The sequence below is a fragment of the Cohnella caldifontis genome, from assembly GCF_029360585.1.
In the GTDB taxonomy this organism is placed as follows: Bacteria; Bacillota; Bacilli; order Paenibacillales; family Paenibacillaceae; genus Cohnella; species Cohnella caldifontis.
Genome location: NZ_JAQZSJ010000010.1, coordinates 141422 through 153833 on the forward strand (window position 1 = coordinate 141422; position 12412 = coordinate 153833).

The 12412-nt window shown below is 60.0% G+C and carries 12 protein-coding genes and 1 other RNA gene; 4 read left to right on the forward strand and 9 right to left on the reverse strand.

Features of this window, described 5'->3' with window-relative positions; genetic code table 11:
- Positions 1-13: 13 nt before the first annotated feature.
- Together PTZ19_RS15420 and PTZ19_RS15425 are read right to left on the reverse strand one after the other, a co-directional pair.
- Positions 14-232 (reverse strand): DUF1540 domain-containing protein, encoded by a 219-nt coding sequence (locus tag PTZ19_RS15420; RefSeq protein WP_276355961.1) that lies wholly within the window; start codon positions 230-232, stop codon positions 14-16.
- Between the two features lie 105 nt (positions 233-337).
- On the reverse strand, positions 338-835 hold the full coding sequence (locus PTZ19_RS15425; RefSeq protein WP_276355962.1) for a YpuI family protein: 498 nt from the start codon (positions 833-835) through the stop codon (positions 338-340).
- 212 nt (positions 836-1047) lie between these two features.
- On the opposite strand from PTZ19_RS15425, the gene PTZ19_RS15430 reads away from it, so the two are divergent.
- The 3 genes from PTZ19_RS15430 to PTZ19_RS15440 all read left to right on the forward strand — a co-directional run bounded on the left by PTZ19_RS15430 (position 1048) and on the right by PTZ19_RS15440 (position 4234).
- Positions 1048-2916 carry a S8 family peptidase gene (locus tag PTZ19_RS15430; protein ID WP_276355963.1) on the forward strand — a complete coding sequence of 623 codons (1869 nt, stop codon included), beginning with the start codon at positions 1048-1050 and terminating at the stop codon, positions 2914-2916.
- A gap of 135 nt (positions 2917-3051) precedes the next feature.
- Positions 3052-3777 carry a DsbA family protein gene (locus tag PTZ19_RS15435; RefSeq protein WP_276355964.1) on the forward strand — a complete coding sequence of 242 codons (726 nt, stop codon included), beginning with the start codon at positions 3052-3054 and terminating at the stop codon, positions 3775-3777.
- A gap of 13 nt (positions 3778-3790) precedes the next feature.
- A complete protein-coding gene (locus PTZ19_RS15440) occupies positions 3791-4234 on the forward strand; it encodes a disulfide oxidoreductase (protein ID WP_276355965.1) in 444 nt (147 codons plus the stop codon).
- Positions 4235-4324: 90 nt separating this feature from the next.
- Here the strand turns inward: PTZ19_RS15440 and rnpB are convergent.
- An RNA gene (rnpB, locus tag PTZ19_RS15445) (RNase P RNA component class A) lies at positions 4325-4753 on the reverse strand.
- Positions 4754-4843: 90 nt separating this feature from the next.
- The gene (locus tag PTZ19_RS15450; RefSeq protein ID WP_276355966.1) at positions 4844-5425 is read right to left on the reverse strand and encodes a TetR family transcriptional regulator; all 582 of its coding nucleotides are present in this window, start codon (positions 5423-5425) and stop codon (positions 4844-4846) included.
- Positions 5426-5652: 227 nt separating this feature from the next.
- Here PTZ19_RS15450 and PTZ19_RS15455 point away from each other — a divergent pair, with 227 nt between their 5' ends.
- Positions 5653-6540 carry an NmrA family NAD(P)-binding protein gene (locus PTZ19_RS15455; RefSeq protein ID WP_276355967.1) on the forward strand — a complete coding sequence of 296 codons (888 nt, stop codon included), beginning with the start codon at positions 5653-5655 and terminating at the stop codon, positions 6538-6540.
- 58 nt (positions 6541-6598) lie between these two features.
- On the opposite strand, the gene PTZ19_RS15460 is transcribed toward PTZ19_RS15455, so the two are convergent.
- From PTZ19_RS15460 to dnaG, 5 genes are all read right to left on the reverse strand, one after another.
- Positions 6599-7714: a Nif3-like dinuclear metal center hexameric protein gene (locus tag PTZ19_RS15460; RefSeq protein ID WP_276355968.1), complete on the reverse strand. Its 1116-nt coding sequence runs from the start codon at positions 7712-7714 to the stop codon at positions 6599-6601.
- The gene (locus PTZ19_RS15465; RefSeq protein WP_276355969.1) at positions 7690-8475 is read right to left on the reverse strand and encodes a tRNA (adenine(22)-N(1))-methyltransferase; all 786 of its coding nucleotides are present in this window, start codon (positions 8473-8475) and stop codon (positions 7690-7692) included. Before PTZ19_RS15465 ends, PTZ19_RS15460 begins: the two co-directional genes overlap by 25 nt.
- Positions 8476-8492: 17 nt before the next feature.
- On the reverse strand, positions 8493-9293 hold the full coding sequence (locus tag PTZ19_RS15470; RefSeq protein ID WP_276355970.1) for a hypothetical protein: 801 nt from the start codon (positions 9291-9293) through the stop codon (positions 8493-8495).
- A gap of 124 nt (positions 9294-9417) precedes the next feature.
- Entirely contained in the window at positions 9418-10542 is a 1125-nt protein-coding gene (gene rpoD, locus PTZ19_RS15475) for an RNA polymerase sigma factor RpoD (RefSeq protein WP_276355971.1), read from the reverse strand.
- Positions 10543-10576: 34 nt separating this feature from the next.
- A complete protein-coding gene (dnaG, locus tag PTZ19_RS15480; protein ID WP_276355972.1) occupies positions 10577-12403 on the reverse strand; it encodes a DNA primase in 1827 nt (608 codons plus the stop codon).
- Between the last annotated feature and the right edge of the window lie 9 nt (positions 12404-12412).

Genomic DNA, 12412 nt, shown 5'->3' on the forward strand with positions numbered 1-12412 from the left:
GGTGATCCGTCGACTACGACCGTTTACCCGTTGGTCGGAACGTCAGGCAGCAGGTCACGGATGATGCTTTCGCCGTGTCCCGATGGGCATCGAAGCCTTCTTCCCCGAACTCCTCGTTCAAATTCACCGTCGAATGCGCATCGATCTCGATGGCGATTTCGCGGGCTCCGCACTGGTTGCCTTCGTTCCAGAACGCACAGTTGCTGACGCTGCACGCGACGCCTTTCGGCACGCAAATCACCCCCCGATCCTATTGTTCGCCCGGCGGGACCGGGTATGCGGATCGAGGGGTGGAGGATGCAGGGAGGCCGGGTCAGGCTTCGGCGCGTCCCGCGGATTATTTGGACTGACTCTGCATGCGTTTCTGGGTCAGATAGTCGCTTTCGTAATAAGCCAAATCGTCGCGCAATTCCTCATATACCCGGGAAACGTTCAGGACGACGTCGCGGGCCGCCCGGACCGGCTTCATCCGGAAACGGATGGCGTCCTGGCCGGTATACGCATAGCGGCCGTCTTCGGAATAACACTCGTTCTTGGGGTAGAAGAAATTGTTGACGGCATGATGATAAACCTCGTACAAGACGCGTTCGGCCTGTTCGGTGTCGAAGTTCGGCCTGCGCAGCAAGGTGCCCAGCTTCTCGTAAGCTACTTCCGAAAACACCAGCAAGTGGCGCAGGTCGGAAAGCAAACCGCCGTAAAAGCTTCTGGCTTCGGCGCTGTCTTCTCCGATCAGTTGCGGAAGCGCATGTCCGTTCAGGAATGGCTCCAACTCCGAGATCGCCGTCTTCAGCTTCTCCCGAGTGGATTCGGCGATTCCTTTAACATTGGCTGGCATGATGGTGGTTCCCCTTTCGTTGTCGCGAAACATCGATCTCTTCACGGCAAAACCGCCCCCGGCCATCGGCCGGACGCCCGCGAAACTCTCCCCCATCGTACCATAAATCCGAATCGAAATGTAGGGTTATCGTTCCGAAACGCCCGCATATTTTTCCCCCCGCCCTTTCATGCTAACGGTAAATCCTAAGGCTGAGAAAGGAAGGTGCCGTCGTGCGCCACAAGGCTTGGATCGCCCCGGTCCGCTTGCTCTCCCTGCTGGCGGCCGTCTCCCTCGTTCTGCCGTCCTGCTCGCCGGGCCAGCGCTCTTCCTCCCCTTCTCCCCAAGCCAGCCGGCAGGCGGAAAAGCGGGAAACGAATTACAAGGAAACGGCGGTTCGACGCGACATGGAGGCCACGGAGCGGCTGAACCGGCAACAGAACGTTCTCGACGCCCATCGCCTGATGGCCGGGCTCGCCGGGATTCCCGACCGTCCGAACCGGGCCCAGCGGCTGTCCGCTTTTTTGAAGCAGCATCCGGAAATCGTCTCCGTCACTTGGATCGACGGGACCGATCAAGCAGCCTGGAAGGAAAACAAGACGACAACGCAGCTTCGCGCAGCCGCCGCCCCTTACTTGAAAAAAGCCGGATCGGCCGTGAAAAGCGGCAAATCGTACGTCTCGCCCTCCTTCAACCATCAAGGCCGCCGGTACTTCGTCATGGGGGAACCCGCTCCGGGCGGCAAATCCCGCGGGGTCGCCGCGCTCGTGTCCGCTTCCGTCGTCCAGGAAGTGGAACGCCACCAGCGCCGTAATCTGCGCCTGATTCCGTATCCCGCAGAGGGCCGTTACCGTATCGAATCCGTCAAACCGAACACGAATCAAGACGTGACGGTGCGCAAAGGCTCCGATAACGCGAACGCGAGCCACTACGCGATCGACGAGGCCGTGGTGAAATTCCGCCGCCCGCTTACGGCGAAGGAACTGCTGCAAATCCGCAAGGACTTGGACGTGAACATTGTCCGCCAGACCGGCCAAATTTACGTATTCCGTTCCAGAAAACATCAAATGCAGCACATGCAGTCGTATTTCCGCAAATGGAATCCGATTTACGCGGAGCCCCATTATTTGTACCTGACCAACGAAACGGACGGGGAAACCGACGCGCAGGTCGTCGTGCCCAACGATACGTTATACTCGCAATACCAATGGAACTTGCCCCAGATCGAAACGGAGCAGGGCTGGAATTTGAACAAAGGGAGCCAGGATGTCGTCGTTGCCGTCGTCGATACCGGCGTGCAATCCGACCATCCGGACCTGAAGGGCAGGCTGGTCAAAGGCTACAACGTGGTCGATCCGTCCAGTCCGCCGGAGGACGACGTCGGACACGGCACGCACGTGGCGGGCATCATCGCCGCGCAGGTCAATAACGACGAAGGCGTCGCGGGCCTGACCTGGTATACGAAAATCATGCCGGTCAAAGCGCTGGACAGCAGCGGCTCCGGCTCGACCTATTCGGTGGCGGAAGGGGTCATCTGGGCCGCCGACCACGGCGCCGACGTCATCAACATGAGCCTGGGCAATTACGCGCAAGCCCAGTTTCTCCACGACGCGATCCAATACGCCCACAGCAAAGGCGCCGTGATCGTCGCCGCCAGCGGCAACGACAACACGGATCGGCCCGGCTACCCGGCGGCGTATCCGGAAGTGCTGGCCGTCGCGGCCACCGATCAAGGAGGAGCCAAAGCGGAATACTCCAACTTCGGAGACTATATCGACGTGGCCGCGCCCGGCACGAACATCGCCAGCACGTACCCGGGCAGCCGCTACGCCGCGCTGTCCGGAACGTCCATGGCCAGCCCCCACGTGGCGGCGCTCGCCTCCCTCGTCCGGGCGGCCAACCCGAACCTGAAAAACACGGAGGTCATGGACCTGCTGCGCAAAACCGCCGTCGACCTGGGGGACAAAGGCAAGGACAACCTGTTCGGCTACGGCCAGATCGACATCGTCAGCGCGCTGCGGGCCGCGGGAGGCGGAGCGCAGTCGCTGCAGCTGTTCCCCGAACGGGTGCGTCAGCAGCTGGAGCGCCTCGGAGCCTCGTGATCCCGCACCGGTCATTCGCGTTCGGCCTCTGGCGGCCGGACGCTTTTTTTCATGTTCTTTTAAGCTTAATCCGGTACAATGGAGAGGGGATTTTCATTATAGGGGACAAGTCCGCTTGCCTGAAGGAGTGTACCGGTGGAAAAAACGAAGGCTCAACTCAAGAAAGAAGAACGGATTTTGCGGCAAATCAAGAACGAGAAGAAAAAGCGCCGCTCGCGGGTCATGGTATGGTCCGCGACCGGCTTGTTCGCCGTACTGATCGCGGCCTTGATCGTGTTCTGGCCCAAGCCGGGACCGATGACTTTCGATTACGGCAGCTATCCGACGCTCGGTTCCGCCGACGCCAAAGTGAAGCTGATGGAATTCGGCGATTTCAAGTGCCCGACCTGCAAGTATTTCAGCGAAGACATCATGTCGAAAATCAAAACGGAATACATCGATACCGGCAAAGTTTCGCTTTCGTTCCAGAACTGGACGATCATTTGGGACGATTCGTACACGGCGGCGCTGGCCGGCCTTTCCGTCTTCCATCAGAACAAAGACGAGTTTTGGAAATTTTACGACGTGATGTATCTCAACCAAAAGCCCGAAGAGAAAGTCATTTGGGCGACGACGGACTATTTGGTCGACCTTGCGAAGCAGGCAGGGGTGAACGTCGACTACGACAAGCTCCGGCAGGACATCGACCAGCAGACGTACGCCGACGAATTGGACGGCCAGAATGCCTACGCACGCAAACATAACTTTACGGGAACCCCGACAGTCATCCTCAATGGCGAGAAATTGGACGACGATACGGCGCTGAGCTACGACAATTTCAAAAAGGCCATCGACAAGGCCCTGCAGGAATCCGAATCGTGACGGAGGGCGCGGCATGCAAGCGTTGATTCGCTCGTACGGCATCGTATTCGCCTTCATCGTCTCGCTGGTTGCGACCGGAGGCAGCCTGTTCCTCAGCGAAGTGCTGGGATACATCCCTTGCCAGCTTTGCTGGTTTCAGCGGATTTGCATGTACCCGCTCGTCATCCTGCTCGGCAGGGCCGCGCTGCGCGACGACCGGAACATCGCCGGGTACGCGCTGCCGCTCAGCATCATCGGCGGCTTGATCGCCGCTTACCATTACGCGGAGCAGAAAATTCCCGGACTCGCGGAGATCGCCCCTTGCAAAGCGGGCATCCCCTGCAATACCGATTATTTGGACTGGTTCGGCGTCATTACGATTCCGCTGATGGCTCTCGTCGCTTTTATCCTGATCACCGTGTTTCTGCTGATGAGCAAAGGCGCGGCTTCCGACGAAGATGCGGAAGAAGCAGCCTAAGCAGGAAACCGCGGGAAATCCCTGACGGTCTTTCCGTTGTAAAAACGCCAAAACCCGCAAAGCATCGCGCTTTGCGGGTTTTGGCGCTATTCGGAAAGTTTGCCGTAAGCCGGGTTCTGTACTTCAAGTGGTCGTCACGGACGGCTTTGCGCCGGCCTCCCACGAACGAAGCGACAATCATCTTTCTAGGCCGTCCATTGCTGAACGGCTCAAGCGACCAACCCAACGCGCCCCGGGCAAGGGCTTGCGGCAGAACCTGCCGCATGCGTTCTCTTAGGTCTTGCTCCGGATGGGGTTTACCAGGAACCAAGTCACCCAGGTTCCTCGTGGTCTCTTACACCACGGTTCCACCCTTGCCTGTGCCGGAATTCCCTTGCGGGGATCCCGGCCATCGGCGGTCCGTTTCTGTGGCACTATCCTTCGGCTCGCGCCGACTGGACGTTATCCAGCATCCTGCCCTTCGGAGCCCGGACTTTCCTCCCGCGGCTCTGCGCCGCCGGCGATTGTCTGTCAAACTTTCCGATTCGCAAAACCTAGTATAACGCGAATCTCCCCGGGATTCAACGGCAATGAATGGCGGATCTGCCACGCCGCATCTCCTTCGGCAAGCTACGCCATTACGGGCGCCAATCCCGCCGCCGCAACCGCCAGCACCTCCCCCGCCATCTCCTCCGCCGTACGGTTTTGAGGACTTCTGCTCCATTGAACGGCGGACCCCAAGATGCCCCAGCTCATGACAAGAGCCGTGGTCTCTACGGTCGTCCGGGGTACGGAAGCATCCGATCGATCCTTCAACCACTCGAACAAGAGTCGATACAGCTCTTTTTGCATCGCGATTTCGAACAGCGGTTCGAATTCGACGTTCGCCGGTACCATGTATTGCCGGGTGCGAGCCAAAAAACGAAATACGGTAAGGATGACGGTCCGCAAGCTGTTCATGTCCGTTAAGGACGCATGAGGCAGCGTTTCTTCCAATTTTCTTTGGAATTTCTCCCTCATCCAGCACTCCAGGAAAGCGTATTTGTCTTCGAAGTGCGCGTAAAAAGTGGCCCGATTGACGGTCGCCCGATCCGCGATGTCCTGAACCGATATGGAATAAATGTTTTTTCTTTGTTCAACCAGTTCCATAAAAGACTGAAGCAGCAACCGGCGGGTACGTTTGACGCGGGGATCGTTCGGGTTTACCGGCATATTTCTTCACACCTGCTCTTCGAAAGGTTTTGCGTTTCGTTCATCCCCCGGGTGCTCAATCGCCGTGACGCGAAACCGACAATCTCGCTTTCTTGTTGTCTAACCAACGATAAAAGCCTTTTGCGGATTGCCCGGATGTCCCGAACCGCTTAATCTTCATTATACAGTATCGTTTACGCGAATCCGCAGCATAAACAACACTGTCTATTTTCCGAAAAAAGGAGCAGATGAAATTCCATGTTGGTCATCACCACGCCTACCGGCCAAATCGGCCGGCAAATTCTCGACAAGGTTATGGACAGCGCCGAACCGATCCGCGTCATCGCTCGCGACCCTCCCGTCTATCCTCCCGGGTGCGGGAACGCGCGGAAATCGTGGAAGGCTCGCATGACGACATCAATGTGCTGAACAAAGCGTTCGAAGGCGCGCATACCGTCTTTTGGCTGGTCCCCCCCGACCCTCGCGCCGAGAGCATCCAGCGCCACGTGCTGAACTATATCCAGCCGTTGTGCGACGCGATCCGTACCCAAGGCGTCAAACGCGTGATCGGCATCTCGAGCTTGGGCCGAGGGATCGCCAAAAACGCGGGACAGATCTCGGCGATTTTCGCCATGGACGACCTGATCGAAAGCACGGGCGTAAGCTACCGGTCTCTGTGCATGCCGGGGTTCATGGAAAATTTTCTTTGGCAGGTTGAACCGATCAAACGCCAGGGCATGTTCTTCCACCCGGCGTCCGGGGATATCAAATTCCCGCAGTGCGCGACTCGCGACATCGCCGCCGTCGCGGCCAACCTGTTGCTCGATCCCTCTTGGAGCGGACAGGAAAACGTGCCCGTATGCACCGCCGAAACCCTGTCCTACAACGACATGGCACGGATCCTATCCGAGGTGCTGGGGAGGCCGATCCGCTTCCAGCAAATCTCCGCCGACGCATACAAAACCGCGATGATGCAGCACGGGATGACCGAAGCATGGGCGCAAGGGTTGATCGACATGGCGGCGGCGGCCGAACGGGGGATTTACGATTCCGAAACGCGTATGCGAGGTTCCAACGCCCCCACCGATTTCCGCACGTGGTGCGAAAAAGTTCTGAAACCGGCTGTCCTGGACTAAGCGATTCTTCGCAAAAAGAACGGCGGCCCCCGAATCCATCTTCAGGGGCCGCCGTCCTTTACCGCAGGCGGAACGGTTCCGTATTCGCCTTCGAGGCCCGCACGACCGTGTCATAGCCTTCTTCAGCCGCTCGGCCTTGCAGCCAGGAAGCCACTTTTTCCTTCATGATCTTTTCCGCGTTGTGGCCCGGATCCACCAAGGCGAGCCCGGCGGCTGCCGCGTCGTGGGCGGTGTGGTAATCGATATCGCCCGTCACCAGCACGTCCGCGCCGGCGAAGCGCGCGTTGCCGATAAAGCGCGAGCCCGAACCTCCGAGCACCGCCACCTTGCGGATCGGCTTGTCGCCCGCTCCGACTACGCGCACGAAGGGCACGTCCAGCGCCTGCTTCACCCGCTCCGCGAAAACGTCCAGCGGCTCCGGCGACGGAAGCGTGCCGACCCTCCCCAAGCCGAACGAGCGGCCTTTCAGATCCATCGCGTACAAGTCGTAAGCCACTTCCTCGTACGGATGAGCCTTGAGCATGGCGGATACGACCTTGCCGCGGACGCTCTGGGGCACGACCGTCTCGATCCGGACTTCTTCCGCCGTCTCGAGCTTGCCCTGGCGGCCGATAAACGGGTCGCTTCCTTCCCGCGGAAGGAACGTCCCGGTGCCCTCCACGTTGAAGCTGCAGTGGCTGTAATTCCCGATCCAGCCGGCGCCCGCTCCGAACATCGCGTCGCGGACGGCCTGCTCGTGCCCTTTCGGGACGAAGACGACGAGCTTATACAGCTTGTCGGTATGCGCCTCGCGAAGCACCTGCAGGTTCGAGAGGCCGAGCGCTTCGGCCATCCAATCGTTCATGCCGCCTTCCGCCGAATCCAGGTTCGTATGGGCTACGTATACGGCGATGTCCCGGCGCAGCAGCTCGGCCGCCAGCGCGCCGGAAGGCGTGTCGGTCTGCAGGTGGGCGAGCGGACGGTAGATGACCGCATGATGGGCGATAATGAGCTCGGCCCCGAGCTCCGCCGCTTCCGCGACCACCTCCGGCGTTACGTCCAGCGCGACCAGCACGGTCCGGATCTCCTTGCGGACGGAACCGACCTGAAGGCCGATCTTATCGTCCGGTTCCGCATAATGCTTCGGAGCCAGCCGCTCCATCCATTGAATTACCGTCTCTCCCCGGGCATACATGCCAGCACCTCCCGAATGTCGGCAACTGCGGCCTGCCACCGCGAGATTTTATCCGCAGCTTCCGGCGCCGACGACAGCCGCATTTGCCCGATAATCTGTTCCCGTTTCGCGATTTCCGACTCCCATTTGCGGCGAAAAGCGTTCCCGCCTTGGCGGATCAGCAGCGGCCCCATTTCCAGCAGCAAATCCAACGAAACGGAAGCGGCGCACGGCGCCAGCACGCCGGCGTCGTACAGCTCGCCGTTTCTCCGGGCGGCCTGCGCGGGATCCGGCTCCGCCACCGCTCTCAGCAGCGTGTAGATCACTCCGTCTTCCTCCAGCAGCAATTCCCGGTCCAACACGTAACGGTGATCCGCCAGCCAGCGCCGGACGGCATCCTCCGCCACGTGCGGCGACAAGATCAGCGTCCGGACGCCTTCCAGCCGCCCGCCCGCCTCTTCGAGCAGCCGCACGATCAAGCTGCCGCCCATTCCCGCAATGCATACCGCATCCGCGTCTCCCGGCTCCAGCACGGACAGTCCGTCCCCCTGGCGCACGGACACGAGGCCGGTAAGCCCCGCTTCCTCGACCTGGCGCCTGGCCGCCTCCACCGGTCCGGCGTTCACGTCGCCCGCCACGGCGGAGCGGACGCGCCCGGTCCCGGCCAAATAGACGGGCAGCAGCGCATGATCCGTCCCGATATCGGCGAACCGGGCCCCCTGCGGCACCCATTCGGCCAAAGCCGCCAGCCGCCTCGAGAGCTTCGCTCCGGTTCCTTCCACGCTTCTGTTCTCCACGTTTATCGCACAACCCATTCCATCCATTGATTTCGGAAACGGTACAACAACCATCCCGCCAATACAGTTTTGCCCACTAAACCGGCCTGCACCCACGCCGGATCGATGCCGCCGAGCGCCGATTGCAGCTCCGGCATGTACCAGACGATCAATCCGTTGGCGAAAAGCACGATGCCGACGGACTTGAACCGAACGTGCGCGAACCAGGACAGCCAAATGAACAGCAGCGCGGCGGGAATCCAGAACAGCTGCGTCTCCGCCCATGCCGGCTCGGACACGTGGTGGAAGAGCAGCCGGGCGTACAGCGCGATCAAAGCCAGCCATCCGAAACCGTGGATGAGCGCTTGCCGCACGATCAGCCCGCAGCCGATGCAGAGCGCCGCGCAAACCGCCAGCAGCACGATCGGCCCGCCGCCGTCCGTCCACCCGTGCAGCTCCAGGATCGCCGCCCCGGTTCCGAACGTGATCAGCATCCCGGCCGCCATGGCGAGCAGCGACCGCCCCGGCCGGGGTTCCCGCCACAGGCCGCCGAGCAGGACGAAACCCGTGGTGCACAAGCCCGCGAGCCCGATTTGCAATGCCAAAGGAAACGCGCTAAAATGAAGTACGACAATACAAATCAAGGCAAAAACGCCAAAAACAAGCACCCACCGTTTGCGCGGCGCTTGGCCGATTTTGCGGACCGCCGTTTCCACCGCGCCCTTCGGACGATCATTCAAATCATCCAAATACAGGTTCTGCAGAAAATCGCAATAGTGCTCGGGAAGCAGCTTGCTTCGCCGCCACGCCTCGATTTCATTCACGATAAATTTCCGTTTATCTCCTATGTCCACAGCCGGCACGTCGATTCCTCCCGAATGAGATCGCCTGGAACAAAAAAGCCCTCAACCCTCAAGGGCGGAAGGCCTCGATATTCCCTTTATCGACTTATTCGAGGAAATCTTTCAGTCTTTTGCTCCGGCTCGGATGGCGAAGCTTGCGAAGCGCTTTGGCTTCGATCTGCCGGATGCGTTCGCGGGTGACGCCGAACACTTTGCCGACTTCTTCCAAAGTGCGCGTACGGCCGTCGTCCAAGCCGAACCGGAGCCGCAGCACGTTCTCTTCCCGCTCGGTCAACGTGTCGAGCACGTCCTCCAATTGTTCCTTAAGCAATTCGTACGCGGCGGCGTCCGCAGGCGCCAGCGCTTCCTGATCCTCGATGAAATCTCCCAGGTGGGAGTCGTCCTCTTCGCCGATCGGCGTTTCCAGCGATACGGGCTCTTGCGCGATTTTCATGATTTCGCGCACTTTGTCGACGCTGAGCTCCATCTGCTCGGCGATTTCCTCCGGCGTAGGCTCGCGCCCGAGCTCCTGCAGCAGCTGGCGGGATACGCGGATCAGCTTGTTGATCGTCTCGACCATGTGCACCGGAATCCGGATCGTCCGCGCCTGGTCGGCGATCGCGCGGGTGATGGCCTGGCGGATCCACCACGTGGCGTACGTGCTGAACTTGAATCCTTTTTCGTAATCGAACTTCTCGACGGCTTTCAGGAGGCCCATATTGCCTTCCTGAATGAGGTCGAGAAACAGCATGCCGCGGCCGACGTAACGCTTGGCGATGCTGACGACCAGACGAAGATTGGCTTCCGCCAGTCTTTTTTTGGCTTCCTCGGCTTCGGCGCCGCCGATCTCGATCTTCTTGGCGAGCTCGATTTCGTCGTCCGCTCCAAGCAGGGGCACCCGCCCGATCTCCTTCAAATACATCCGCACCGGATCGTTGATCTTGATGCCGGGCGGCAGGGACAGATCGTCGTCGAACGCGAAGTCGTCGTGCTCGTCGTCTTCGCCGTGCGCCCCCCTGTCGTCATGGTCGTTGACGACCTCGATGCCCTGATCCGCCAGCTGTTCGAAAAATTCGTCGATCTGGTCCGGATCCTGATCGAAGGGAGAAAGCTTTTCCATGATGTCTTTATAGGTCAAGGAAGACTTCTTCTTGCCTTGTTCCAGCAATTGGGCCTTCACTTGCTCCAGCGTAGATTCCGTCTCCAGCCCCGTGTTTTGATCGTTCGCCATTTCCGACTCCCTCCTACCTAGAAAGCGCCAAGAGTCACAGTTCTCTGAGCTTTTTGTCTAGGGCCATAATGTCTGCCAATATCTGAATCAACCGGTCGTGGTCTCCGGCTTTCTCCGCCGCCAGCATCTCTTGTTGCAGCCGTTCTTTGTCCTGCACCAGGGCGTAACGCTCGATCGAGCGGATGCTGTCCTCCAGGGCGCGGTCGTTGAACGGTTCTTCCAGCAGCGCGATCGCGCTGGCGGCCCGCTCCAGGCGGTCATCCTGCAGGGAGGCGATATATCGTCCGACGTCCGGTTCATGGCCTTCCGCATAGTATGCATATAGATAAGCGGCAAGCGCCGCATGATCTTGGACGAGAAATTGTTCTCCCAGCCGATCCCGAACCGAAGACGCGACCTCCGCATCCTGCATCATCCAAGACAACAGCTGCCTTTCCGCTGTGACATAGGTAGGGGGAATGTTCGGTAGTCTGGAGGAAGATCTCTTTTCATTCCATACATTATTCCACGATCCCGCCGGAATATCCCCTGCGTTTCCCAATTTCTCCTGCCGGCGGATCTCCGAAACTTCCTGCTTCAGCGTATCGAGCGAAACCCCGAATTCCTGGGCCAGCTCCTTGAGCAGCACTTCCCGCTCCGTCGGGGAATCCCGGAAAGCCACCAGGCGGACCGCGTCGCGCAAATACCGGATTTTGCCATCATCTTCTAGGAGTATATGGGATTTCCTTAAATATATAAGCTGAAATTTGATGGCGGAAACGGCTCCGTCGACGCATTCCCGAACGAAAGTCTCGGGACCGTAGGCCGAGATGTACTCGTCCGGATCCATCCGTCCCGGCAAGAGGCCGATCCGGACCCGGAAGCCCGCGGATTCGAGAATCGGGATGCTTTTGTGCGAAGCGGCCTGCCCCGCGTCGTCCCCGTCGTAGCAGACGATCGCTTCCTCGGCGAACCTTCGCAGCAGCGCGGCGTGTTCGGCCGTCAGCGCCGTTCCCATCGTGGCGACGCCGTTGTGCACGCCGGCCGCCCACGCCTTGATGCAATCGACGTACCCTTCGAACAGCACCACCTGCCGCGACCGGCGGATCGCCGGGCGAGCCTCGTGCAGGCGGTACAACGTCCGGCTTTTGTTGAACAGCGGGGACTCCGGGGAGTTCAAGTACTTCGGCTGCCCCTCGCCCATCAGCCTGCCCGCGAACGCGGCGACTTTGCCGTCCCCGTCGTGGATCGGGAACATGACCCGGTCGCGGAACCGGTCCACGAACCCGTCGCCCTCCTGCCGCTTCGAGAGCAATCCGCCGCGCTCCATTTCGGCCGGCTCGAAGCCTTGCCGCTGCAGCGCTTGCGTGAGCGTGTCCCAACGCGCCGGGGCGAAGCCGATGCCGAACTCCTCGATCAACCGGTCGGTAAACCCCCGGGACTTCAAGTAGTCCATGGCCGGTTTTCCGGCTTCGGTGTTGCGGAGCAGATAATGGTACAGCTTGGCGGTATAGGCATGCGCTTCGTAGAGCGACTGGCGTTCTTTCGTCCGCGGGCTGGGCTCGTCCGGGCGGGCGGTCTCCCAGTTCACCGGGATGCCGGCGTCTTCCGCCAGCCGCTTCACCGCTTCAGGGAACGATTCCCCTTCCATCTCCATCACGAACTTGATCACGTTGCCGCCTTTGCCGCAGCCGTAGCAATGAAAGATCTGCTTCTCGGGGGTCACGGTGAATGACGGCGTCTTCTCCGAATGGAAAGGACACAAACCCTTGAGGTACTTGCCGTGCTTCGACAGGTGAACGTATCGGCCCACCGTCTCGGCGATGTCATGGCGCCGCAGCACTTCGTCAATCACCGTCTGAGGGATCATGCCGTAATTCATGAAAAACCC